We start from the raw sequence: 24149 nt of genomic DNA, 5'->3' as shown, positions 1-24149 counted from the left end.
CTATCCGCGCCGAGGCGCCAAACTTCGGGCCTACGCCGATATACGTGACATTTGCGCCGGAAACGATCAGGCCTTATATAATCAGTCGTCAGACGACGATATAATAAAAATGCACGATTCCCAGCGATCTTTCAAACAAGGAGCGTTTTCGATGGCTACACCACTAGCATCCGCGGCACCGCCACGACGCGCTCGCAATCTTGCCGAATTCGTCGTCAACTACGTCACCGAGCAGATCACGGCCAACCTGCTGAAGCCGGGCGACAAACTCCCCACCGAATCGCAGCTGATGAGCACACTCAGCGTGAGCCGCACGGTGATTCGCGAGGCAATCTCGCGGCTGCAGGCAGGCAAGGTCATCGAGACGCGGCACGGCATCGGCAGCTTCGTGCTCGAGCCGCAACGCGAAAAGCTCGGCATCGACATGGTGCCCGCCACCACGCTGCGCGACGTACTGTGCATTCTGGAGCTGCGCATCAGCCTCGAAACCGAATGCGCCGGTCTCGCCGCGCAACGCGCGAAACCGGACGACCTCGCGCGCATGCGCACCGCGCTCGACGCGATCGAGGCCACGCGCCACAACGGGCTCGACAGCGTGGAGGCCGACCTGCAGTTCCACATCTCGGTCGCACGCGCAACCGGCAACCGCTATTTCGTCGACATCCTGTCGCAAATGGGCAGCGCGCTGATTCCGCGCAACCGGCTCGACTCGGCCGGCATCGCGCGCGCCGATCCTGATGCGTATCTGTCGCTCGTGAACCTCGAGCATGAAAGCATCCTCGAGGCGATCAGCCGGCACGACGCCGAAGGCGCACGCGCGGCGATGCGCATGCATCTGTCGAATAGCCGCGAGCGGCTGCGTCGCGCGAATGAAGTGAGCGAAGCGAACAGCTGATTCTCACGAAGCTCGCGGGCGAAAAAAATGGCCGGGAATCTCCCGGCCATTTTTTTATCTTGCGATTGCATCCGCCCTTCCCTTCGATCCGCGCCCGGCCGACCGGGCCCGGGCACGCATCCGTTCAGGACGGCGTCACGCGATTAACCGCGCGTGAGTTCGCCATCGCGACGACGCCACAGTTCCAGCGGATTGCCGTCAGCCAGCGTTTCCGGCAGCAGCTCGGCCGGGAAGTCCTGGTAGCAGACCGGGCGCAGGAAGCGGTCGATCGACGTGGTGCCGACCGAGGTCGCTCGGCTATCCGACGTTGCCGGGAACGGGCCGCCGTGGACCATCGCGTGGCACACTTCGACGCCGGTCGGGAAGCCGTTGACCAGAATCCGGCCGGCCTTGCGCTCGAGAATCGGCACCAGCTTCTTCGCAGCCGCCACGTCGGCGCTGTCCATCTGCAGCGTCGCGGTCAGCTGGCCGGCGAAGTGTTCGGCGACCTTCAGCATTTCCTGCTCGTCCTTGCAGCGGATGATCGTCGACACCGGGCCGAACACTTCGTCTTCGAGCGCCGGGTTCGCGAGGAACGTCTGCGCGTCGGTCACGAACAGCGCCGCGCAAGCCTGGGTCGGGCCGGTTGCGGCGACGCCGCGTGCCACGACTTCGACGCCCTTCGTTGCGGCCAGTTTGCCTTCGCCGTCCTCATACGCGGCGTGAATGCCCGAGGTCAGCATGGTCTGCGCCGGCTTCGCCGCGAGCGCTTCCGATGCCGTCGCGACGAAGCCCTTCAGCGCGTCGCTGTCGATCGCGATGGCGAGGCCCGGGTTGGTGCAGAACTGGCCCGCGCCGAGCACGAGCGAGTCGACGAAACCGCGCGCGATGCTGTCGCCGCGTGCCGCAAGAGCGTTGGGCAGCAGGAACACCGGGTTGATGCTGCTCATTTCAGCGTACACCGGGATCGGCTCCGGACGCGCCGCCGCGACGCGCATCAGCGAAGTGCCGCCCGCGCGCGAACCGGTGAAGCCGACCGCCTTGATGGCCGGGTGCGCAACCAACGCCTCGCCGACCGAGTTACCCGCGCCGACGATCATCGAGAACACGCCTTCGGGCAGATCCATTTCCTGCGCGACACGCTGGATCACGCGACCGACCAGCTCCGACGTGCCGAGGTGAGCGCGATGCGCCTTCACGACGACCGGGCAGCCAGCAGCCAGCGCCGCGGCGGTGTCGCCACCCGCCACCGAGAACGCGAGCGGGAAGTTGCTCGCGCCGAACACCGCGACTGGGCCGAGCGCGATCTTCTGCATGCGCAGATCCGAGCGCGGCAGCGGCTTGCGCTCTGGCAGCGGCGAATCGAGCGTAGCGTTGAGCCACTGGCCCGCGCGCACGGTCTGCGCGAACAGCTTCAACTGGCCGGTGGTGCGGCCGCGCTCGCCTTCCAGACGCGCCTTCGGCAGGCCCGATTCAGCCTGCGCGCGCTCGATCAGTTCGTCGCCGAGCGCGGTGATGCCGTCGGCGATACGGTCCAGGAACTCGGCGCGCACTGCGAGCGGCAGTTGACGGTAGGCGTCGAACGCCCGTTGCGCGAGCGCGCAGGCCTGCTCGACGTTCTCGACGGTGCCGCTGCCGAACACCGGCTCGGCAATCTCGGAACCCGTGGCAGGATTGAACGCGCGCAGCGGTTTTTCTTCGCCGCGCACGGCTTTGCGACCGATCAGCATTTCGCCGGTAATAGGCATTTTTGGCTTTCCTTTAATGAAGGCTAAAGATATAGGTCATCCTACAACATCGCGGGGACCTTATGCAACCCAAAACGCTTGTCTGACAGGGGCATACGGGTATACTCGCCCGTTACAACCGGGCCGTGCGGTGCTAATCTGCGCTAGTCATACGACGACTTATAACTCGCATTTCGCGGGGTTTAGCATTGTCGCAGCTTTTCCCGATCCATCGCCGTTCGAGGAGACACCGCATGCCCGCCGTCACGCCTTACGAATCCTGGCCCAACCGCTTCCGGCGCGCGGTGCGCGAGGGAAAAACCCAGATCGGCTGCTGGGCGTCGCTCGCCAGCCCGATCGCCACTGAACTGCTGGGCACGGTCGGCTTCGACTGGATGCTGCTGGACGCCGAACACGCGCCCAACGACGTGCTCACGCTGATCCCGCAGTTGATGGCGCTCAAGGACAGCGGCAGCGCACCGGTCGTCCGACCACCGGCCAACGACAGCGTCGTGATCAAACGTTTTCTCGACAGCGGCTTTTCGAACTTCCTCGTGCCCTTCGTCGACAGCGCCGACGACGCCGCCCGCGCGGTCGCGTCGACACGCTATCCGCCGCAGGGCATTCGTGGCGTGTCGGTCGGCCATCGCGGCAATCGCTACGGCACCGTGTCCGACTACTTTGCAATCGCCAACGACAACGTCTGCGTGATCCCGCAGATCGAAAGCCGCAAGGCGGTCGAGAATATCGACAGCATCCTCGCGGTGGACGGCATCGACGCGGTCTTCATCGGTCCGTCCGACCTCGCAGCCTCGTATGGCCACCTCGGCAATACGAGCCATCCGGACGTGCAGCAGGCGATCGCGCATGTGTTCGCGCGCGCGCAGGCGGCCGGCAAGTCGAGCGGCATTCTCGCGCCGGTGCAGGCCGACGCGGAACGATATCTGTCGATGGGCGCGCGCGTCGTCGCCGTCTGTGCGGATCTCGGGTTGCTCAAGGGCGCCGCGCAGGCGGCACAGAAACACTTCATGCAGAAACCGGCGGGTGAGGCTTGAACGCGGCCGCCACGACATCTTCGGAGCATTCCATGCAAAAAGCAGGCTTTATCGGACTCGGCATCATGGGCAAGCCCATGGCCGCCAACCTTCTGAAAAACGGCGTGTCGCTCGCCGCCTTTACGCGTAGCGGCGTGCCCGCCGAGCTCACGCAGGCCGGCACCCTCGCATGCGACAACCCCGCCGCGGTCGCCGCCAACGCGGACGTGATCTTCATCATGGTGCCTGACACGCCGGACGTCGAACGCGTGCTGTTCGGCGAGAACGGCCTCGCGAGCGCGCTGCGCGCCGGCCAGACCGTCGTCGACATGAGTTCGATCTCGCCGATGGCAACCCGCGATTTCGCGGCGCGCGTGCGCGCAACCGGTGCCGATTATCTCGACGCGCCGGTGTCCGGTGGCGAAGTCGGCGCGAAGGCCGGCTCGCTGACCATCATGGTCGGGGGCGAACAGGCCACGTTCGACAGCGTGAAGCCCCTGTTCGACATGATGGGCAAGAACGTCACGCTGATCGGCGCGGTCGGCGCGGGCCAGGTGTGCAAGGTCGCCAACCAGGTGATCGTCGCGGCGACCATCGAGGCGGTCGGCGAAGCGCTGCTGCTCGCGTCGAAGGCCGGTGTCGATGCGGCGCGCGTGCGTGAGGCGCTAATGGGCGGCTTCGCATCGTCGCGCATTCTCGAAGTGCACGGCGAGCGCATGACCAGGCGCACGTTCGATCCGGGCTTCCGCATCGAACTGCACCAGAAGGACCTGAACCTCGCGCTGTCGACCGCGCAGGCGCTCGGCGTGTCGCTGCCGAACACCGCCACCTGCCAGGCGCTGTTCAACGCGTGCGTCGCGCACGGCGGCAAGGCGTGGGACCACTCGGCGATGGTGCGCGCGCTCGAAGTGCTCGCGAATCACGAGATCGGTCAGAAGACCGCGTAAGCACGCAGTCGCACGGCGCCACTTCACAGTTGCGATCGGGTTTTCCGTCTGTCCCCATGTGACCGATGGCCGACTCGATCGCAATTCGTCGTCTGATCGAGAGCGATCCTCCTCACGGTCGACCATCACGGCTTCCGCCGCGGCATCGCTCTGAATTGCCGCCTGATCCAGCGTTTGTCACCAGCGTATGACTATCAACGCGTGAGCATATCTCGCGACCTTCAGTTCTCCCCTCAGTAACGGCAGCAGCCTGATGTTCGAACAGGCGCAGTGCGTCGTCGACGCTCGCCGCCGTATCGCTGCTGCTTTCGCATTTTCATTACGAGCTATTCGCCCATCTTGCGCCTGTTCACAGCACACGGCGTGGGTGGTGGCCGCGCTGTCGCGACATTCGCCGCCATGCCCTTGCGCCATGCAATCCGACTAACGTCCGATCGAGCGAACCATTGGGGAGCACGGACGGGCGCAAGAATCATCCTTCGCCCATTCCCTATCCCTGTAGTCGGCTGCTAGCTTGGCAGCCCCAACAACTACAGAGGAGTCCACAGTGTCGTATGACCAGGATTCGGACGGCGTGCGCCTCGTACTCAGTGCGCCACAACTGGTGGCGGTGCTGACCCGCCAGTCGATTAGCCACAGCGAAATGCTTTCCAACCGGCTATGGGGCGGGTTGCAACTCGTCGGCGGTCTGCTGGAAATGGTCGGAGCCGGAGCGCTCTGTGTGATGCCGGAACCGACAATGGCAAGCAAGGCCGGATGCGTCGTGTTCGGCGTACATGGCTCCGACGCAGCGGCCGCCGGCTTGCGTCAGATCTGGACGGCGCGAGATACGGCGACGCTCACCCAGCAGGGCACGACGAAACTCGCCGAAGCGATTAAGGCCAGTCCCGATATGGCGAACAATATCGGTCTGTCGCTCGATATGGTCGTGCCGTTTGGCTTTGCTGGTTCGATCAAGGCTGTACGGGCTTCGCGGATCGTGATGGGCCGGATCAGTCTGGACATGCACGAAGCGAAGGCGGGGAGCCGGATTGGCGGACATACGCTGTTGAAGCACGTCGGACGGACCGAAGCGCAGTTGCGGGAAAGGTTGCGCCTGGAACCGAAAAGAGACGTGGTATCGTCGTTTAGGGATTTAGCGGCGGCCGAATGGTCGATCTCTAGAGTGATGGAGTCCAACGCGTCTGAGATCAGGAATTGGGCTCAATCAAATCCGAGGCGATTTCTGACTTTATCTCAGGACGTCGGAAAAAAGGTAGGCTATGGAGTTATTCGGGAAACCGGAGAATTCAAGGACATGAGCACCGTTCATATCGTCATTAAATTTCAAGAATTCAATGGGATGCCATATTACATTTTTACGTCTTATCTACTGAAATGATGAACAAGGAGTCATATCCTCAGTTCTATGTCTTGTTTGGCGGATATCTCAACCAGGATAGTGATCTGTTAGGCGATAGCCTGGCGGAGGTTGTATCGTGCTTCAAGGGAGACAGTTCTACTGAAGAAATTGCCGAAACGCTGCGCGAAATAGACAAATATAAAAAAGAAGCAGGCGAGAGTCTTGACCAAAAGTTTTACGAAGATTATGGATTTAATTTCTATCCGAAATTGTGGGGATACACGACCGAGTCCTTCTTTGACGAATTAAAACGTCTGCTGGGCGACTAATCTGCTTGCCGGCTGCAACGCTCACGGCGCAACACCGCCATGTTGCATATGGCCGCAAAGCCCGACCACAAAAAAACGGCGCCCACTCATGGGCGCCGCTTCTTTCACAACATTGGCCCGCTAAAGCCAACCGCACTTCGCCCTACTTCGCCGTCACCGCACCGGCCGACGCCCACTTCGGCTCCGGCATCTTGTCCGAACTCCTGGCCATCAGGCAGACCACGACCGCGGCAATCAGATCGAACACCGCCAGCACGACGAACAGCGGGCTATAGCCGATCTGCGTGACGAGCACACCGAACAGCGCGGTGAACGCCGCGGCGCCCAGATATCCAGCCATGCCGCCCATGCCCGTCGCGGTCGCGACCTCGTGCTTGCCGAACATGTCCGACGTGATCGCGTACAGTGCACCCGACAACGTCTGGTGCGCGAAGCCGCCGACGCACAGCAGCGCCACCGCCATGTAAGGGCTCTCGACGAGACCGACGCACGCAGGCCCGATCATGAACAGCGCACCGACCACGAACACCATCTTGCGCGACGTGAACAGCGACACCTTCGCGTACTTGTGGAACAGCGGGCTCAGATAACCGCCGAGCACGCAGCCGATGTCGGCGGCGAGGAACGGCATCCACGCGAACATCGCGACTTCCTTCAGGTTCATGTGACGCTCGGTCATCATGTACAACGGAATCCACGCGTTGAACGTTTGCCAGGCCGGCTCGGACAGAATTCGCGCAATACCGATCGCCCAGAAATCGCGGCTCGCCAGCATCGCGCGCCAGTTGCGCTTCGGCGTGTTGATGTCATCGTGATGCTTCGCTTCCTGTCCGCTCAGAATGTAGTCGCGCTCCGCGTTGCCCAGCAGCTTCTGGTTGCGCGGATGCTTGTAGATGATCATCCACAGCACGCTCCATACGATACCCGCCACGCCGACGATCACGAATGCGAGTTGCCAGCGGCCGTGAAACAGTGCCCACACGACGAGCGGCGGCGCAAGCAGCGCGCCAATCGACGAGCCTATGTTGAACCAGCCGATCGCAACCGACCGCTCTTTCGCCGGGAACCACTCGCTGGTCGCCTTCACGCCAGCCGGAATCCCGGCCGATTCGGCGAGACCCAGGATACCGCGGAACACTGCGAGGCTGCGCCAGCCCGTCGCCCATGCCGCCGCCGCGCAAGCCACCGACCACGCCAGCGCGAACACCGCGAAGCCGACCTTGGTGCCGATCGTGTCGAGCACGAAACCGGCGACCGGCTGCATGAACGCATAGCAGAGCTGCCACGCCACGACCACGTGCGAATACTGCTCGGTCGTGATGTTCAGCTCCTTCATCATCGTCGGAGCCGCAACCGACAACGTGTTACGCGCCAGGTAATTGATGATCAGGCCGGCCGCGACCAGCGCGACCATCCACCAGCGAATACCCTTGATCTTCATTGCTGCTACTCCTCGTGATGCAATGCCCGTCAAACCGAACGGGACTTAAGCCTTGCGCGAATAGTCGATGCCGACGAAGCTACCGCCCTGGTAGCGCTGGCATAGCTCATCGAGCGGATTCGGGCGCGACAGGATGTCTTGCGCGTAGTCCTCGGCGTTCTGCTTCGGCTCGTAGCCGAGACGCGCGGCGCCGCTGTTGTCCCACCAGCTGCGCGTATTGGCCGACACGCCCCAGATGGTCAGGAAGCCGACGTCTTCCGCTTCGATGCAGCGCTCGAGGAAATGCATCAGGTCCTTGTGGCCGAACCAGGTGCTCAGATGGCGCTGCTCGGTCGGACGCTCGAGGCAGCTGCCGATCCGCACGCACACGCTTTCGATGCCGTGCTTGTCCCAGTACATGCGCGCGAGCGCTTCGCCCCACACCTTCGACAGGCCGTAGAAGCCGTCCGGGCGCAGTTCGCAGTCGAGGCTCAGATGCTCGGTGACCGGGTACATGCCGATCGCGTGGTTCGAGCTCGCGAACACGATGCGCTTCACGCCGTTGCGGCGCGCGCCTTCGTAGACTTCGACGAGGCCGCGCAGGTTGTTCTCGATGATCTCGGGCAGCGGACGCTCGACGCTCGTGCCGGCGAAATGGATCAGCACGTCCACGCCGTTCAGCAGACGGTCGACCACCGCCGGATCGCGCAGGTCGCCGTTCATCACGTCTTCGCCGTCGACGAGGGGCGTCAGTACTTTTGAGCCCGCGGCCGAGCGCAACGGCACGCCACGCGCGACGAATTCAGCACGTACCACGGAGCCGAGCTGGCCGCCGGCGCCACTCAGGGCAATCTTCTTCATAGGGGTTCCTTTTACTGCGCCGCGCGCGAGGTCTTCAGAGAACAGACAGAGAATCTGAGCGGCCGGCGAAATCGCGCTGCGCGCGTCGCATAACACACTCAAGTTGTACGATAACGTACTATCGATGATGGACAAGCGGATTTCAACTCCGCATTTACCCTTAAATTACTGCGCGGCAGTTTCATAGCTCCTTAAAAAACAAAGGCATAGGAACGTCGCGTTCGTGCGACATCGTATAACTAGAATTGGATTTTTGTTCCAGGAGCGGATTTACCCGACGCCAGCGGGCGCGTGGCGTCCGACGCGAGCGGCGTCCGTATGCCGCCCGCGCCCTCAACAGATCACATCGTTACGTTCGCTCAGGCGCCGATGAATTCGAGCAGATCAGCATTGACCTTGTCGGCCTCCACCGTGCACATGCCGTGCTGGCCGCCCGGATAAACCTTCAGCGTTGCGTTCTTGACGATCTCCGCGGTGCGTCGGCCGGCTGCGTCGATCGGCACGATCTGGTCGTCGTCGCCGTGCAGCACCAGGGTCGGCACGTCGATCTTCTTCAGATCTTCGGTGTAGTCGACTTCGGAGAACTGCTCGATGCAGTCATATAGCCCCTTGATCGAACCGGCCATGCCCTGGCGCCAGAATGAATCGATCACGCCCTGCGACACCTTCGCGCCCTCCCGGTTGTAGCCGTAGAACGGCACGGCCAGATCCTTGAAGAACTGCGAGCGATCGTCCGCGACGCCCTTGCGGATGCCGTCGAACACGTCGATCGGCAGGCCGAGCGGATTATCGGCGGTCTTCAGCATCAGCGGCGGCACCGCGCCGATCAGCACAGCCTTCGCGACGCGCCCCGTGCCATGCCGGCCGATGTAATGCGCAACTTCGCCACCGCCTGTCGAATGGCCGACCAGCGTCGCGTCCTGCAGATCGAGATGTTCGATCAGTGCGGCGAGATCGTCGGCGTAGGTGTCCATCTCGTTGCCGTCCCACGGCTGCTCCGAGCGGCCGTGACCGCGCCGGTCGTGCGCGATCACGCGGAAGCCTTTGCTGCCGAGAAACAGCATCTGCGCATCCCACGCATCGGCGGTCAGCGGCCAGCCGTGCGAAAACACGACCGGGCGGCCATGGCCCCAGTCCTTGTAGAAAATCGAGGTACCGTCTTTCGTCCTGATCGTGCTCATCTGCTGACTCCTTGTCGATGAAGTCTGCCGTCGCCGGCAGGTGGATGAAGCGGAAGCTGCTCACGAAGCATGCGCGCGACGCATGACAGAACGCCGTGCGAATGCGGCAATGAGTAATGACCTATTGAGAAATTCCGCCGCGAAATAACATCAACACCAAACGAATGGCGAACGGATAATGCGCAACGGATACTGAAGAGAAAAAGCGGAAACGGCCACGCGGCAGCGTGCATCGTAGAAGTAAAAAAATCGCCTGACCAGCACGCCCACCGACGAAGTCGGTTTGGATGGATCGATTGTCGGCTGGCGACAGACACCGCCCGCGACCTTGCCGCGCAAGGCTGCGCGAAACGCATTGCTGCAGCGCGGTCGATTGACGCAGTTCGCGCGACGAGGCACACACGGCGACGTATCAGCCGCCAGAAGAAACTTGATACTCAACAATGGTTTGCCTCATCGATAAGCGTATTTCGCATAAAACAAGGCGGTTTTTTGACGCACATCGCATCGCAACACTTTTTGTTTCGATCCCCTACTCTTGCGCCATCTGCCCAGCGCAGTGCGCACCGACATCGGTCGACGCGCGTAAGTCCGCTCACGCGGCCATCACGCACAACAGGATCATGAACTCCGCACTATCGGCATTCGATCTCGCGCGCATTCAATTCGCGTTCACCGTTTCTTTTCACATCGTTTTCCCCGCGCTCAGCATCGGTCTCGCCAGTTTCATCGCCGTTCTCGAATGGCGTTGGCTGAAAACCGGCAAGGCCTACTACAAAGATCTTTGTCTGTTCTGGTCGAAGATCTTCGCGGTGGCCTTCGGCATGGGCGTCGTCTCCGGCGTCGTGATGAGCTATCAGTTCGGCACCAACTGGTCGGGCTTCTCGAGTTTCGCCGGGCCGATCACCGGTCCGCTGCTGATGTACGAAGTGATGACCGCATTCTTTCTCGAAGCGGGCTTCCTCGGCATCATGCTGTTCGGCTGGCAGCGCGTGAGTCCGCGCGCGCACTTCGGCGCGACGCTGATGGTCGCGATCGGCACGCTGATCTCGACCTTCTGGATTCTCGCGTCCAATAGCTGGATGCAAACGCCGCAGGGCTTCGAGGTCGTCGACGGTCATGTCGTGCCGCTCGACTGGTTCAAGATCATCTTCAATCCGTCGTTCCCCTACCGGCTCGCGCATATGGCGCTCGCGGCGTTCATCGTCGCGGGGCTGGTGGTCGCGGCGGTCGGCGCGTGGCATCTGCTGCGCGGCCGGCGCGATCCCGCCGTCAAGAAGATGTTCTCGATGGCGCTGTGGCTGCTGCTGATTCTGACGCCGATCCAGGCATTCGTGGGCGATCAGCACGGCCTCAATACGCGCAAGTATCAGCCGGCGAAAATCGCGGCGATCGAAGGCTTGTGGGACACCGAAAAAGGCGGTACCGCGCTGAACCTGTTCGGCATCCCCGACATGAAGGCGGAAACCACGCGCTACGCGGTGTCGGTGCCGCACCTCGGCAGCCTGATCCTCACGCATAGCTGGGACGGCGAAATCCGCGGCCTGAAGGAATTCCCGCCGCAGGACCGGCCGGATTCGACCGTCGTGTTCTGGAGCTTCCGCATCATGGCCGGCCTCGGCGTGCTGATGATCGCGATGTCGATCGCGGCCTGGTTGCTGCGCCGGCGCGGGCGTCTGTTCGAAGCGAAGTGGTTCCAGCGGCTGTGCGTCGCGATGGGGCCGAGCGGCTTCATCACGCTGCTGGCCGGCTGGGTCACCACCGAAGCGGGCCGTCAACCGTGGGTCGTGTACGGCGTGATGCGCACGTCGCAGGCGGTGTCGCCGCTGACCACGCAGCAAGTCGGTCTGTCGTTGATGACGTTCGTGGCCGTCTACTTCCTCGTGTTCGGCACCGGCATCTACTACATGCTGAAGCTGATGCGCTCCGGTCCCGCGCTGCCTGGCGGCAAGTCGCACGACATGCCCCACGGCCTGCCGCAGCCGACGCCCGCGCAGACCGCGCGCCGCCCGCTGTCCGCCGCCGATCAGATGATCGACGCCGTCTAACCTACGCTTCGAGAGAAAGAAAAAATGGACGTAACCGTCGTATGGGCCGCGATCATCGCGCTGGGCCTTTTCATGTACGTCGTGCTGGACGGCTTCGACCTCGGCATCGGCATTGTCTTTCCGTTCTTCCCCGACGAAAAGGAACGCGACCTGATGATGAACACGGTCGCGCCGGTGTGGGACGGCAACGAAACCTGGCTCGTGCTCGGCGGCGCCGCGCTGTTCGCGGTGTTTCCGGTCGTCTACTCGACCGTGCTGTCGGCGCTCTATCTGCCGCTCGTGTTCATGCTCGTGTGCCTGATCTTTCGCGGCGTGTCGTTCGAGATCCGCGCGAAGTCGCGGCGCACGAAGCATCTGTGGGACCTCGCATTCATTGGCGGCTCGGCGGGCGCGGCGTTCTTCCAGGGGATCGTGCTCGGCGCGTTCCTGCAAGGCATTCCGGTCGCCGATGGCGCCTATACCGGCGACGCGTTCGGCTGGCTCACGCCGTTCAGCCTGCTGACGGGCCTCGGACTCGTCGCGACCTACGCGCTGCTCGGCTGCTGCTGGCTCGTCGCGAAGACCGAGGGCGATCTGCAGCGACGGCTGCATCGCGTGGTCTGGCCGCTGACGCTGGTGCTGCTCGGCTTCATCGCGCTCGTGAGCCTGTGGACACCGCTGATGGATGCGGGCATCGCGCAACGCTGGTTCCATGACGGGATCTTCGACCGTCTGCTGCCGGTGCCGTTCCTCGTCGCGATCTGCGCGTTCTTCATGCATCGCGCGGCGCGCGCGCGCCATCACAACACGCCGTTCGTGCTCGCGCTGGCGCTCGTGCTGCTCGGCTATCTCGGGCTGCTCGTGAGTCTGTGGCCGTATGCGATTCCGGCGAGCATCACGCTATGGGAAGCCGCCGCGCCACGCACGAGCCAGACGTTCACGCTGGCCGGCGCGGCGGTGATCCTCCCGATCATCGTCGCCTATACGACGATGGGTTACTGGGTCTTTCGAGGCAAGGTGCGTCATGGCGACCAACATCACTATCACTGAAACGCGGGGTGCCAGTGCGTCGGCTCCCACCGCCACTGCCGCAACGCCCAGCCGCAAACTGCCGGGCTGGCTCTGGTTCATCGCGCTATGGTGCTTCGGCGTGAGCGCGGCGATGTCGCTCGGCTTCGCCTTCAAGCTTCTGATGAATGCGACGCTGTTCGCGGTCAGATAGCGGCGCGCGAACCCGTGTCGATCCGGCGGGCATAAGCTTCCGGATCGTGCGCGTCAGCGCTTCAAAAACGGGGCGCGCGGCTCGTCTACGTAGCAAGCCGGAACCTATGCGCGGGAGACCTGCCTTAACATCACGAAGCGCATCGAACGATGCCGGCAGCCGGCCACGCGCGGCACGGCAAGGGAGCGGGACCCTGGCGAGTTGGAACGATGCCGGATGCGGCGGTAAGTGCGACACTCCACGCGGCGAGAACCGAGGCAACGATTTCGGCGACGACCGCGGCATCAAAAGCAGCACGAATCGCAGCGTCAATGAACGGCAATCGGATCGACTCGTCCTGGGAGCCGAGGATCGACCAGGAAGCGCGGACGACCAGCCATGATGCGTGTCACGAGTACAGCAGTTAGTCATACTGCAACTGCGCAGCCTGCAACTGCGCAGCCTGCAACTGCGGCATGCGCAACGGCGGCAGCCCTCAACGGACAGGCTCGACTCGCGGAGACATCATGAAGTTTCTTGTAGCCGACGACCATGAACTGATCCGGCAAGGCGTCAAAGGCATGCTGCGCGGCTTCGATCCCGACGCCCAGTTCGACGAAGCCGACAGTTGGGAAACCCTTGCGAGCGCCGCGCGACCCGACGCGAATCACGATCTGGCGATCGTCGATCTGCATATGCCGGGCATGAGCGGCGCGACGTCGCTCGAAACGCTGCTGAAGGCGAATCCGGCGCTGCCGGTCGTGGTGCTGTCCGCGGAGGAATCGCCCGACGAGATGCGCGCGGTGCTCGCGGCCGGCGCGCTCGGCTTCGTGCCCAAGCGCCAGCCCGCCAGCGTGATGCTGAAGGCGATCGAACTGGTGCTGTCCGGCGGTGCCTATGTGCCGATCGAGGCGCTGAGTCTGCTCGGCTCGCGCGAGACGCAGGCGGGCACCGGTGCGGATGGATCGGCACGGGTGCCGGCCCCGGGCGCCGCCGCGCAAGCCGTCCGCGGGCCGGGCCCCGGCACCGTCCCGCAGATCGAACCGGTCACGCAGGTACCGTCGCTGCAGCCGCATCAGCAGCATCTGCTGGAGAACCTGTCACCACGTCAGCAGGACATCATGCGGCTCGTGCATCGCGGCTGGACCAACAAGATGATCGCGCGCGATCTCGGCGTCGCCGAAGGCACGGTGAAGGTGCATCTGTCGGTGATCTTTCGGGCGCTTGGTGTGCATAACCGGTCGACGGCGATCGCCGTAATCAATGGATGGCTGGAGGCCGGGAAGACGTTGTAGCGCATTGTGCTGCGCCGCAAGCCCAACCCGTCTTTGTTTCCCGCCTCTAAGGCTGCGTTTCGCTTTGCGCGCCTGAGCCCGCTTCGGCTTGCGGCGAGCCAGCCGCGGCGGGTGGCGGCGGTGGGTCGTCCACCGCTCCGCCCCCCAACACCACCGCACCCGCCGGCCGCCCCTGATCAAGCTCCGCCTGCTGCCACAGCATTTCCAGCGTGCGCCGCAACCGCGCCGGCGTCACCGGCTTGTGCAGCACCGGAATCCCCTGCAACGCGAGCGCCGTCAGCTCCGCCGACGCCATATCGCCGGTGATCAGCAGCGTCACCACATTGCCGTGCCCCTCCTCCCGCGCAAGCACGCCCCGTATCGCGCTCAGCGCCTGCGCGCCGGTGCGGTGATTGGCGAGCTGGTAGTCGCACAGCACCGCATCGGGCACGAAGCCGTCCGCGAGCGCGGCGAGCGCGCCGGCTTCGTCGCGCGCGCCGCGCACGTCGCAGCCCCAGCGCTCGAGCAGACTCGCGAGGCCTTCGAGTATCGACGGCTCGTCGTCGATGCACAGCACGCGCCGCCCCTGCGCGGCCGGGCCGCCCGCGACCGAATCATTCAGACTCGCGACGATGCCGCTCGCGTCACCCGCCTGCACCGCAAAGCGGAACACCGAGCCGCGCCCCGGCGCCGAGCGCAGCTGCAACTCGCCGCCGAGCAGGCCGACGAGCCGCCTGACGGTCGGCAGCCCGAGCCCATGCCCCTGACGCGCGTCGCGCTGTGGATTCTCGACCTGGTAAAACTCCTCGAAAACGCGCTCGTGCTCCTGCGGCGCAATGCCGACGCCCGAATCGCGCACCTCGATATAGCCGCCCTTCTGTCGCCCAGCGCGCCGGAAGCCGAGCCAGATCGCGCCTTGCTCCGTATAACGCACCGCGTTCGACAGCAGATTGCTCAACACGCGTTCGAGCAGCACCGGATCGTCGTAGACGACCATCGTCGTAGGCGCGATGCGTAGCGCGAGCCCCTTCGCCGCGGCCTGCGGACGATACTGGCTACCAACCCGTTCGAACAGCTCGGAGAGCCGGAAGTGCAACCGGATCACCTGGGTCACGCCGCTTTCGAGCCGCGCGAGATCGAGCACCTGGTTGAACAGCTGATTGAGCGCCTCGACGTTATAGACGATGTGCCCGGCCGTCTTCGCGTGCTGCGCGGGCGTCGCCGCCGGATCGTTCAGAGATGCCGCAAGCAGGCCGATCGCATGCAGCGGCTGACGCAGATCGTGGCTTGCCGCCGCGAAAAAGCGCGTCTTCGCGAGGCTCGCTTCTTCGGCGACGCGCTTTTGCGCGGCCAGCGATTCCGCGAGGTATTGCTGATCGACTCGCGCCTGCACGACCTGGCGAAACAGCTTGCGATAGCTCATCGCGTAGACGTTGATCGCGCAGAAGAAGAACGCGAGCACGATCGCGAGAATCGTGCGATCGAACGTATGCGAGCCGAAATGCAGCACGATCGACGGCAGCAGCAGAAATGGAATCGACGTCGAAAAATTGAGGAGATCGAATCCATTCGACATGAACACGCCGGCCGCGAGCGTCACCAGCATCACGGTATGCAATAACGGCAGATCGGTTTGCGGACTCTGGAACGCGAACCACACTGCGAAGCCCGGCCCGCTATAGAGGAGCACGCCGCGCAGCGCGTGCAGATAGATCCAGTCGCGCGGCGAGACGAGCTGCGGATAGCGGCGATTGCAAATCCACAGCGCCAAGCCCGCGCAATTGGCGAGCGCATAAAAAACGAAGCACGCGATAAACAGCGGCGGCGCCGGCACATGCGGCCAGTAGATCGCCACCAGGACCGCGATCGAAAACCAGTGCGAAAAGAACGCGATCGGATCCTGCGCGTAGAGCACGCGCACGAGGTCTTCGTCGATGGCACGCTGGATCGGGTCGGCCCGCATGGGGCGGTCTCCTCTGTCGATCGGCGTGAGCGCTTTAGCGCTTACGCCGATCCCACGCAGCTTTATCGCAGGGGCATGGCAACTTCGTTGAGACGAAACACTGACGAAGCGGCGGCGCTCCGGCGCTTCGTGGCAATCGCGGGTCGAACCGGGCGACCGAGCGCGCCCGCCCGCGCGGTCTATTCTACGGCGAATGTCCGCTCCTCAGATGAATCGTCAGCAATCCATCAGAAGGTTTACCCGGCAGTTTACCCATCGGCTAACACTTAATCCATATAGGCGAAGGCCTTGCCGCGAACCATACTGCATTCACGTTTCAGCGCGGCATTTCAGCCACCTTCCCTCGACTCGCGGCCCACGCGCCGCGGCTCGCCGCGCTCCCTGCCAACCGTGACGGAGGTTTTCCATGGGCGCAGTCCCGAGCTACGAGTTCGCCCGCCAACTCGACGACGCGATCCTCCCCGATCTGTGGCGCAGGCGCACCCGGCTCTCAGCGGACGAAATGGTGTCGATGGTCGAACTGGTCAAGCGCGCGTTGCGGACCTACCACCCGCTCGAACTGCAGGCGCTCGGCGAGGACAAGGAAGAACTGGTCGCTCAGTTCATCTACGCGAAGGTGTTGCGCCTCGCGCCCGGCCACACCGAAACGAACGCGCGCGCCGACAGCGCACCGTCCAACGGCTACGCGGTATGCGCGTATTTCCGCCGCTATCTGATCGACTGCCTGCGCAGCGCGTGCCATCAGCGCAATGTGTCGATGGAGACCGAGGGCGTCGCGCAGGAAATCGATCTGCACGCGCACGCGCTCGAAGACCCGGTGGAAAGCGTGCTGCTGCAATACGGCCTCGACGAACAGCGTGTGCGGCGCGCGGCGCGCGAGTTCATCGAAGGGCTCGACGAACCCGAGCGGATCGTGCTGGCCGGCAGCCTCGGCTGGTGCTCGGAAGGCAAAGGCGGGCTTTCGGCGGTCGCGGCTCAGCATCGGGTGCCCTCTTATCACTATCGCGCCGTCAAACTCGGCGTCACCACGAAAAAGACGGCCGGCGCCGAGGAATTTTCCAACACCAAGCTCGGCCGCTGGCTCACCGACGCGCTCGGCATCGAGATCGACGTCGACAATCGCGCGGCGATTCTGGTTGCGCTGAATCTGCTCGCGGTGGAATCGAGCGATAGCGAATTCTATGAAGTGGCCGCGTAATAGTTCGGATAACCAACAAGCCACATAAGAAGCGCGATAAGTGCGCATGCCCGTACGGCCGGGTACGCCCGGCAACGGCCGGCCGGGCGTGCCGCCCTGAACGTCGCACGCTACGACTTCGGCGCGCCCTCCACGGCGCGCTTTTTTTGCGTCGATATTCCGCCTACGATAAAAAAGCTCCCGCAGCACGCCGTCTTTGTTCCGAAGTCGAGCTTCCGTTCCCCGCATCCGATTCCAGACGAGGTGGTCCTGATGAACCGCTTATCGAGCGCGCCGACGGCGCTGCAACGGCATTACGAAGTGGTCGTGATCGGCTCGGGCTACGGCGGCGCGATCGCCGCGAGCCGCATGGCGCGCGCGGGCCGTCGCGTGTGCGTGCTCGAGCGCGGCCGCGAATTCATGGCCGGCGAGTATCCGCGCACGCCCGTGCAGGGCATCGATCAGATCCAGTACAACACGGCCGAGGCGCAGATCGGTTCGCCGCTCGCGCTGATCGAAGTGCACGTGAACGAAGACGTCAACGCGGTGGTGGGCTGTGGGCTCGGCGGGACGTCGCTGATCAATGCGAACGTAGCGCTGGAAGCCGATCCGCGCCTGTGGGACGACCCGCGCTGGCCGGCCGCGCTGCGCGCCGACCAAGCCGGACGCGACGACGGCTATGCGCTCGCCTGGAAAATGCTGTCACCGTCGCCGGTGCCCGACGATTTCCCGCCGCTGCCGAAGCTCCAGGCGCTCGAAAAATCGGCGCAGGCGCTCGGCATGGCCGACCGCTTCAGCCGTCCGCCGATCACGGTCACGTTCAAGGACGGCCCGAACGCGGCGGGCGTCGAGCAGCAGCGCTGCGTCGGTTGCGGCGATTGCAACTCCGGTTGCAACTACGACGCGAAGAATTCGACCCACATGAACTATCTGCCCGACGCGGTCGCCCACGGCGCGCAGATTTTCACCGGCACGGCCGTGCATTCGGTGCTGCGCGATCCCGACACGCAGCAATGGAAGGTCAACTTCCAGCTCGTGAAGCTCGGCCGCGAAAGCTACGACGCGCCCGATCTGTTCGTGCTGGCCGATATCGTCATCGTCGCGGCGGGCACGATCGGCTCGACCGCGCTGCTGCTGCGCTCGCGCGACGCGGGCTTGAGCACGTCGGAGATGCTCGGCCAGCATTTCACCGGCAACGGCGACGTGCTCGCCTTCGCGTACAACACCAGGGACACGATCAACGGCGTCGGCTGGGGCGAGCACAAGCCGGGGCAGATTCCGCCGGTCGGGCCGACCATCACCGGCCTGATCGACAATCGCGCCGACGAGAAAAACGTCAGGGATGGCTATGTGATCGAGGAAGGCTCGCTGGCCGGTGCGGTCGGCGAGGCGCTCGTCGGCATGCTCGGCGCGGTCGCGCCGCTCGAAGGCGTGGATGCGGCTGGGGCCCCGTCGCTGCTCGAGCGCATGAGTTATGACGCGCGTGCGCTCGAAAGCCTGATCCGCGGCCCGTACCACGGTGCGCTGAATCACACGCAAAGCTACCTCGTGATGGCGCACGACGACGAAAGCGGCCGCATCACGGTCGGCGACAAAGGCCGTGCGCGCATCGAATGGAAAAACGCGGGACGCCAGCCGATCTTCCAGAGCATCGAGAACGTGCTGATCGAGGCGACCAAACCGCTCGGCGGCAAATATCTGCGCAACCCGATTTCGACGAAGATCGCCGGCCGGCACACCGTCACCGTGCATCCGCTCGGCGGCTGCGGCATGGGCGAGGACGCCGCGCATGGCGTGGTCGATCATCTGGGCCGCGTGTTCAGCGGCACGGCCGGCGTCGCGGTGCACGACGGCCTCTACGTGATGGACGGCGCGGTGATGCCGATGTCGCTCGGCGTCAATCCGCTCCTGACCATCTCCGCGCTCGCAGAGCGCAATTGCGCGCTGCTGGCCAAAGCGTACGACTGGTCGATCGACTACATGTCGAAGGGCACCGTCGCCGCGCCGCCCGCACAGAAGATCGGCCTGCGCTTCACCGAGACGATGGTCGGCACCTACACGCCCAGCGTGGCGGGCGAAGCCGCGAAGAGCGCGATCGAATTCACGCTGACGGTCGAGTCCGACGATCTCGCCGACATGCTGAGCAACCCGAATCACCTCGCGCGCACCGCCGGCACACTGACCTGCCCCGCCCTGTCCGCCCAACCGCTGACGATCAGCGACGGCACGTTCAACCTGTTCGTCGTCGACGAATCCGACGTCGACGAACGCAACATGAACTACCGGATGACGCTCGACGCGGTCGAAGGCAACACCTGGTATCTGACCGGCAAGAAGATCGTCACGCGCACGTCGCCGATCAACCTGTGGGAGCAGACCAACACGCTGTATGCGGAGATTCGCGCCGCGGCGCAGGACGATGCGCCCGTCGTCGGCACCGCGACGCTGATCATCACGCCCGAAAACTTCCTGAAGCAGCAGCGCACGCTCGAAGTCACCCACGCGCCCGACCTGAAGACGCGCCTCGAATGGACGCTGAAGTTCGGCAAGTTCTTCGCGGGCGTGCTGTTCACCGAATACGGCGGCGTGGCCGCGCCGCTGCAGTTCTACGATCCATACATACCGCCGCGCGCGAAACGCACGCTGCGCGCGCCGGCGCCGCAGATCACGTACTTCGACACACCCGACCGCACGCGGCTCAAGCTCACGCGCTACTGCGATCCGGCCGCGGGCAAAGCCGCGAAGCCGATCCTGCTGATCCACGGCTCGGGCGTATCGAGCCGCATCTTCTCGACCGATCTGATACCGACCAATCTCGTCGAATATCTGTACGCGTCGGGCTACGATGTGTGGCTCGTCGATCTGCGCGTCAGCATCGAACTGCCGAGCGTGCTCGTGCCGACCAACGTCGACAAAGTCGCGCGCGAGGACATTCCCGCCGCCGTCGCGAAGATTCGCGAAGTGACCGGCGCGCCGAACATTCAGGTACTCGGCCACTGCCTGGGCGGCCTCGCGCTCAGCATGTCGCTTCTCCATGGACTCGACGGCGTGCGCTCGGCGGTGATTTCGCAGGTGTCCGCGCATCCGGTGCCGGGCACGTTGCAACGGATCAAGGCCGGCTTGCATATTCCCGACCTGATGCAGCATCTGCGCATACGCGACCTCACCGCCTATACGCAGGAAGATTCGTGGCCCGCGAACCTGTTCGACGAAGCGCTGCGTCTCTATCCGCTCGATCACGGCGAGGGCTGCGGCAATCCGATCTGTCATCGCGCGACGTTCCTGTATGGCCTGCTCTACGAGCACGACAAGCTGAACGAGGCGCTGCATGCGAATCTGCAGGAACTGTTCGGCATTCACGACATGGCCGTGTTCCAGCATCTGGCCACGATGGTGCGCGCGGGCCAGGTCGTCGATGCGCGCGGCGACGACGTGTATCTGACCGGCGCGGACGGCATGAAAGGACTCGAGGGCATGCGTTTGCCGATCGGCTTCATTCACGGCGAGAAGAACGAAACCTATCTGCCGGTCAGCACGGCGCGCACTTACGACCTGCTGCGCGAGCGCTTCCCCGAGCAGCCGTACGAGCGGCATCTGATTCCAGGCTATGGGCATATCGACTGCATCTTCGGCAAGAACGCGGCGGTCGATGTTTATCCGTTGATCGTCAGCTATCTGAACGCGCATTGACGGCAGAGCATGTAAAACAAGAGATTTTGATAGAAGCCGGCGTGTCGCAATATTGCGTGGATTTGTTCGACCACTATCTCAAAATCACGAGGCGCGATTAATACGTTAGCATCGACCCTGTCGTAAAGGCGAGGCGCAAAGCTTCCGATTGCATCCGGTTGGCGGCGACGGTGTTTCATTCGGATGTATCACGCTGAAAAGCGTCGCCGACTTTAGCAAGCTTCGACATGCGCTCCTGCATACGCCGACTGTTCAGGCCGGTAGTTCAGGGCTACACGCTTACGGATGGATCGAGGTAACGACAATTGGCGACACTTGCCCGTAGACTTTGCAAGCTGTTTCTTTTTTTGGCTTTGTTTTTGTTATCGGTGCGATATGTCCACACGTACCCATCACCCATGACGCTGGAGCAGCAGCAAATATTGATCGAAATCTCCGATAAGCTCGGAGTGGCCGATTATGAACTGCTTTACATCGGCGCAATGACGGCTATAGATCTGATTGCGGCGATCGTTATTTACGTGCTGACCGTGAAAATATGGCGGACTTGCACGCGAGGGAGAAGTCGTTGATTTGCTTCTCATCGAAACTCAGAACAGCTTGCCCGGATTCAAAATGCCGTTCGGATCGAGCGCACGCTTGATCGCGACCATCGCGGCAAGCTCGGCCGGCGAGCGCGAAATCGGCAGGAACTCGCGCTTCAGCGAACCGATGCCATGTTCCGCCGACACCGACCCGCGCAACGGTCCGAGCATCTCGTAGACGAACGTATAGACCGCGTGATGATCGACGCCCCGAATCGAATGGCCATCGACAGTCAAATGCAGATTCGAATCGCCGATATGCCCGAAGAAATACGCTTCGTTGCCGGGCCAGCGCTGATCGAGCGCCGCGCGGCAACGGTCGACGAACGTGCCGATCTCGCCGATCGGCAGACTCACGTCGAAGTTGATCGGATCGAGCTTGATCGGAAACTCCGCGGTGCACTCGCGGATCGCCCATAGCGCGCGCGCATCGGCGACCGATTGCGCGATCACCGCGTCGCGCAGCGCGCCCGCTTGCAGCGCATCGGTCAGCGCCTGGGCGAAACGTTCCCCAGCGTCGTCGGCATCGAAGCCCGCGTGTTCAATCAGCGCATAGAGCGGATGCGCGGCGTCGAACGGCGAGCGCGCGCCGGTCAGCTTCACGCCGAAATCGTAGAAGTCCGGCCACATGATCTCGAACGCGCCGATGTCGTTGCCGAAGCGCGTCGCGAGACGGCGCAACAGGCTCACCGCGGCATCGTAATCGTCGAGCGCGACGAGCGCCGTATGGCGCGCCGCACGTCGCGGATGCAGCCGCAGCACCGCGCGCGTGATCACGCCGAGCGTGCCCTCCGAACCGATGAACCAGTGCTTCAGGTCATAGCCGGTGTTGTTCTTGACCATCTTGCCGAGCGAACTGAGCACGTCGCCATTGGCGAGTACCACTTCGAGCCCGAGCACCTGGTCGCGCGCGGTGCCGGACTGGATCACGCGATTGCCGCCCGCGTTGGTCGCGAGATTGCCGCCGATCTGGCATGAGCCGCGCGCGCCGAGGTCGAGCGCGAGTTCGAAGCCCGCTGCTTCGGCGGCTTCCTGCGCGGCCTGTAACGTGGTGCCGGCACATACGGTCAGCGTGGCCGACGCCGCGTCGAGTTCTTCGACGCCGCTCAGGCGTTCCAGCGACAACGCGATATCGTTGGCGCGCGCGATCGCGCCGCCCGCGAGTCCGGTCATACCGCCTTGCGGTACCACCGGCTGATGCGCGGCGTGGCAGATCGCGAGCGCACGCGATACTTCGTCGGTCGTGCGCGGCATCAGCAGCGCCGCCGGACGCGTCGGCTCGTGGCGCGTCCAGTCCGTCAGCGCGCGTTCGCCGATCTGCTCGCCGACGCGCACCGCGTCGAGGCCGAGCGCGGCGCGCAAGGCCTCGAGTGTCGTCGCGAGCGGTGCGGTTGCGGTCGGGGTTGCGGTCTGGGTCGTCTTGTCGTCGGTGATGCTCGGTTCTGTCATGCAGGAGGTCCTTACTGTGCGGTAGCGGCGAGTTTCTTGCGGTAGCCCATCGAATCGTTGATGCGGCCGAGGATATAGTCGCCCGCGGCGACCGGCTGATATTTGCTTTGCGCGTCGCTCGCGCCGAGCTCACGCGGATCGACGAGCGCGCCGTAGGTCGGATCGTAGAACGTCGCGATCGAATAGCGTTCGCGCCCCGATGCGTTGATCACGCGATGCAGCGTCGAGCGGAAGCGGTCGTTGGTCCAGCGCGCGAGCAGATCGCCGACGTTCACGACGAAGCTGCCTTCGACGGGCGGCGCCTCGACCCACGTATCGTTGGCGATTTCGCGCACCTGCAGGCCGCCGACCTGATCCTGCCACAGCAATGTGATGCAGCCGTAGTCGGTGTGCGGCGCGACGCCGAACAGATCTTCGTCCGACTGCTGCGGCTGCGGCGGGTAGTAGACCATTTGCGTGCGCTGCATGCGCTTCGTGTAGCGCGGCGCGAAGAAATTTTCTTCGATGCCGAGACTCACCGCGACCGCGCGCAGCAGATCGGCCCCGCACGCGCCGAGCGCCTCGTAATAGTCATACAGCACCGGCCGCAACCCGGGCATGAAGTCCGGCCAATTGTTCGGCCCGCGTAGTGCCTGGCCCGCCAGCACGTCGGGATCGTCTTCCGGCAGTTCGAGGCCGATGCTGAAGAACTCCTTATAATCGGGCCGCTTCGCCTGATACATCGTCGCGTCGCCAAGCGCATTGAAGCCGCGATGCCGATGATTGACCGCCGCGCGTCGTTTCGTGTCGACCGGAAACGCGAAGAAAGTGCGCGCGGCCTGCGCGGCGGCATCGATCTTCGCTTGCGGCACGCCGTGATTGACGATGTAGAAAAAACCGATCGTCGTACACGCTTCATGAATTTCCTTCGCGATGCGTCGGAGCGCCTGCTGATCGCCCGCGCGCACGCCGGCGACATCGATGATCGGAATGCGGGTCACGGGCATCGCGCGGCTCCTTCGAGGATCGGTATTGCAGTGGTATATACCGGCAAAAACAGAGCCGCAAGTTGCTTCGCTCGCCTCGATAT

Annotated in this window: 20 protein-coding genes; 13 read left to right on the top strand and 7 right to left on the bottom strand. The window is 63.7% G+C overall.

What is annotated here, in order from left to right; all coding sequences use genetic code 11:
- Positions 1-151: 151 nt before the first annotated feature.
- Entirely contained in the window at positions 152-895 is a 744-nt protein-coding gene (locus tag OKW28_RS15110) for a FadR/GntR family transcriptional regulator (protein ID WP_429446691.1), read from the top strand.
- A 143-nt stretch (positions 896-1038) separates the two neighbouring features.
- Here the strand turns inward: OKW28_RS15110 and OKW28_RS15105 are convergent, their stop codons facing one another.
- Complete coding sequence (locus tag OKW28_RS15105) at positions 1039-2622, bottom strand: aldehyde dehydrogenase (NADP(+)) (protein WP_429446689.1); 1584 nt, start codon at positions 2620-2622, stop codon at positions 1039-1041.
- A gap of 233 nt (positions 2623-2855) precedes the next feature.
- Between OKW28_RS15105 and garL the strand changes: the two genes are divergently transcribed.
- The 4 genes from garL (at position 2856) to OKW28_RS15085 (ending at position 6253) form a co-directional block, all read left to right on the top strand.
- On the top strand, positions 2856-3656 hold the full coding sequence (garL, locus tag OKW28_RS15100; RefSeq protein ID WP_429446687.1) for a 2-dehydro-3-deoxyglucarate aldolase: 801 nt from the start codon (positions 2856-2858) through the stop codon (positions 3654-3656).
- Positions 3653-4582, top strand: a complete 930-nt coding sequence (locus tag OKW28_RS15095) for a 2-hydroxy-3-oxopropionate reductase (RefSeq protein WP_429446686.1) — start codon at positions 3653-3655, stop codon at positions 4580-4582. Before garL ends, OKW28_RS15095 begins: the two co-directional genes overlap by 4 nt.
- Positions 4583-5129: 547 nt before the next feature.
- A complete protein-coding gene (locus OKW28_RS15090; protein WP_429446684.1) occupies positions 5130-5963 on the top strand; it encodes an RNase A-like domain-containing protein in 834 nt (277 codons plus the stop codon).
- Positions 5960-6253 (top strand): contact-dependent growth inhibition system immunity protein, encoded by a 294-nt coding sequence (locus OKW28_RS15085; RefSeq protein WP_429446683.1) that lies wholly within the window; start codon positions 5960-5962, stop codon positions 6251-6253. The genes OKW28_RS15090 and OKW28_RS15085 overlap by 4 nt, the downstream gene beginning before the upstream one ends.
- A gap of 142 nt (positions 6254-6395) precedes the next feature.
- Here the strand turns inward: OKW28_RS15085 and OKW28_RS15080 are convergent, their stop codons facing one another.
- The 3 genes from OKW28_RS15080 to OKW28_RS15070 form a co-directional block, all read right to left on the bottom strand.
- Positions 6396-7694, bottom strand: coding sequence for an MFS transporter (locus tag OKW28_RS15080; RefSeq protein ID WP_429446682.1), 1299 nt, complete (start codon positions 7692-7694; stop codon positions 6396-6398).
- 45 nt (positions 7695-7739) lie between these two features.
- A complete protein-coding gene (locus OKW28_RS15075; RefSeq protein WP_184067005.1) occupies positions 7740-8534 on the bottom strand; it encodes an NAD-dependent epimerase/dehydratase family protein in 795 nt (264 codons plus the stop codon).
- A 359-nt stretch (positions 8535-8893) separates the two neighbouring features.
- A complete protein-coding gene (locus OKW28_RS15070; RefSeq protein WP_018420811.1) occupies positions 8894-9715 on the bottom strand; it encodes an alpha/beta fold hydrolase in 822 nt (273 codons plus the stop codon).
- 623 nt (positions 9716-10338) lie between these two features.
- Between OKW28_RS15070 and OKW28_RS15065 the strand changes: the two genes are divergently transcribed.
- From OKW28_RS15065 to OKW28_RS15050, 4 genes are all read left to right on the top strand, one after another.
- Complete coding sequence (locus tag OKW28_RS15065; RefSeq protein WP_429446681.1) at positions 10339-11763, top strand: cytochrome ubiquinol oxidase subunit I; 1425 nt, start codon at positions 10339-10341, stop codon at positions 11761-11763.
- 24 nt (positions 11764-11787) lie between these two features.
- Positions 11788-12792, top strand: coding sequence for a cytochrome d ubiquinol oxidase subunit II (gene cydB / locus OKW28_RS15060; RefSeq protein ID WP_429446679.1), 1005 nt, complete (start codon positions 11788-11790; stop codon positions 12790-12792).
- A complete protein-coding gene (locus tag OKW28_RS15055) occupies positions 12767-12964 on the top strand; it encodes a hypothetical protein (protein ID WP_187610311.1) in 198 nt (65 codons plus the stop codon). The genes cydB and OKW28_RS15055 overlap by 26 nt, the downstream gene beginning before the upstream one ends.
- Before the next feature lie 506 nt (positions 12965-13470).
- Complete coding sequence (locus OKW28_RS15050; protein WP_429446676.1) at positions 13471-14238, top strand: response regulator; 768 nt, start codon at positions 13471-13473, stop codon at positions 14236-14238.
- Positions 14239-14284: 46 nt separating this feature from the next.
- Here OKW28_RS15050 and OKW28_RS15045 read toward each other — a convergent pair whose 3' ends face one another.
- Entirely contained in the window at positions 14285-16180 is a 1896-nt protein-coding gene (locus OKW28_RS15045; RefSeq protein ID WP_429446674.1) for an ATP-binding response regulator, read from the bottom strand.
- A 406-nt stretch (positions 16181-16586) separates the two neighbouring features.
- Between OKW28_RS15045 and OKW28_RS15040 the strand changes: the two genes are divergently transcribed.
- From OKW28_RS15040 to OKW28_RS15025, 4 genes are all read left to right on the top strand, one after another.
- A complete protein-coding gene (locus OKW28_RS15040; protein WP_429446673.1) occupies positions 16587-17378 on the top strand; it encodes a hypothetical protein in 792 nt (263 codons plus the stop codon).
- A 252-nt stretch (positions 17379-17630) separates the two neighbouring features.
- The gene (locus tag OKW28_RS15035; protein WP_429446671.1) at positions 17631-21047 is read left to right on the top strand and encodes an alpha/beta fold hydrolase; all 3417 of its coding nucleotides are present in this window, start codon (positions 17631-17633) and stop codon (positions 21045-21047) included.
- 148 nt (positions 21048-21195) lie between these two features.
- Positions 21196-21372, top strand: coding sequence for a hypothetical protein (locus OKW28_RS15030; RefSeq protein WP_429446669.1), 177 nt, complete (start codon positions 21196-21198; stop codon positions 21370-21372).
- 73 nt (positions 21373-21445) lie between these two features.
- Positions 21446-21619, top strand: coding sequence for a hypothetical protein (locus OKW28_RS15025; protein WP_429446667.1), 174 nt, complete (start codon positions 21446-21448; stop codon positions 21617-21619).
- An 18-nt stretch (positions 21620-21637) separates the two neighbouring features.
- On the opposite strand, the gene OKW28_RS15020 is transcribed toward OKW28_RS15025, so the two are convergent.
- Together OKW28_RS15020 and OKW28_RS15015 are read right to left on the bottom strand one after the other, a co-directional pair.
- Positions 21638-23080, bottom strand: coding sequence for an FAD-binding oxidoreductase (locus OKW28_RS15020; protein WP_429446665.1), 1443 nt, complete (start codon positions 23078-23080; stop codon positions 21638-21640).
- An 11-nt stretch (positions 23081-23091) separates the two neighbouring features.
- The gene (locus OKW28_RS15015; RefSeq protein ID WP_429446663.1) at positions 23092-24066 is read right to left on the bottom strand and encodes an isopenicillin N synthase family dioxygenase; all 975 of its coding nucleotides are present in this window, start codon (positions 24064-24066) and stop codon (positions 23092-23094) included.
- Positions 24067-24149 lie beyond the last annotated feature (83 nt).

This window comes from Paraburkholderia sp. 40 (genome assembly GCF_050434105.1).
Classification (GTDB): domain Bacteria; phylum Pseudomonadota; class Gammaproteobacteria; order Burkholderiales; family Burkholderiaceae; genus Paraburkholderia; species Paraburkholderia tuberum.
The sequence above is the reverse complement of the archived record's forward strand: the minus strand, read 5'-3'. Positions and strand labels throughout refer to the sequence as shown.

What these genes read in the sequence shown, in the direction of transcription:
- OKW28_RS15085 (WP_429446683.1), top strand. Translation starts at nt 5,960, where the DNA reads ATGATGAACAAGGAGTCATATCCTCAGTTCTATGTCTTGTTTGGCGGA.
- OKW28_RS15105 (WP_429446689.1), bottom strand. Translation starts at nt 2,622, where the DNA reads ATGCCTATTACCGGCGAAATGCTGATCGGTCGCAAAGCCGTGCGCGGC.
- OKW28_RS15045 (WP_429446674.1), bottom strand. Translation starts at nt 16,180, where the DNA reads ATGCGGGCCGACCCGATCCAGCGTGCCATCGACGAAGACCTCGTGCGC.
- OKW28_RS15075 (WP_184067005.1), bottom strand. Translation starts at nt 8,534, where the DNA reads ATGAAGAAGATTGCCCTGAGTGGCGCCGGCGGCCAGCTCGGCTCCGTG.
- OKW28_RS15025 (WP_429446667.1), top strand. Translation starts at nt 21,446, where the DNA reads ATGACGCTGGAGCAGCAGCAAATATTGATCGAAATCTCCGATAAGCTC.
- garL (WP_429446687.1), top strand. Translation starts at nt 2,856, where the DNA reads ATGCCCGCCGTCACGCCTTACGAATCCTGGCCCAACCGCTTCCGGCGC.
- OKW28_RS15040 (WP_429446673.1), top strand. Translation starts at nt 16,587, where the DNA reads ATGGGCGCAGTCCCGAGCTACGAGTTCGCCCGCCAACTCGACGACGCG.
- OKW28_RS15055 (WP_187610311.1), top strand. Translation starts at nt 12,767, where the DNA reads ATGGCGACCAACATCACTATCACTGAAACGCGGGGTGCCAGTGCGTCG.
- cydB (WP_429446679.1), top strand. Translation starts at nt 11,788, where the DNA reads ATGGACGTAACCGTCGTATGGGCCGCGATCATCGCGCTGGGCCTTTTC.
- OKW28_RS15050 (WP_429446676.1), top strand. Translation starts at nt 13,471, where the DNA reads ATGAAGTTTCTTGTAGCCGACGACCATGAACTGATCCGGCAAGGCGTC.
- OKW28_RS15015 (WP_429446663.1), bottom strand. Translation starts at nt 24,066, where the DNA reads ATGCCCGTGACCCGCATTCCGATCATCGATGTCGCCGGCGTGCGCGCG.
- OKW28_RS15080 (WP_429446682.1), bottom strand. Translation starts at nt 7,694, where the DNA reads ATGAAGATCAAGGGTATTCGCTGGTGGATGGTCGCGCTGGTCGCGGCC.
- OKW28_RS15070 (WP_018420811.1), bottom strand. Translation starts at nt 9,715, where the DNA reads ATGAGCACGATCAGGACGAAAGACGGTACCTCGATTTTCTACAAGGAC.
- OKW28_RS15035 (WP_429446671.1), top strand. Translation starts at nt 17,631, where the DNA reads ATGAACCGCTTATCGAGCGCGCCGACGGCGCTGCAACGGCATTACGAA.
- OKW28_RS15065 (WP_429446681.1), top strand. Translation starts at nt 10,339, where the DNA reads ATGAACTCCGCACTATCGGCATTCGATCTCGCGCGCATTCAATTCGCG.
- OKW28_RS15020 (WP_429446665.1), bottom strand. Translation starts at nt 23,080, where the DNA reads ATGACAGAACCGAGCATCACCGACGACAAGACGACCCAGACCGCAACC.
- OKW28_RS15110 (WP_429446691.1), top strand. Translation starts at nt 152, where the DNA reads ATGGCTACACCACTAGCATCCGCGGCACCGCCACGACGCGCTCGCAAT.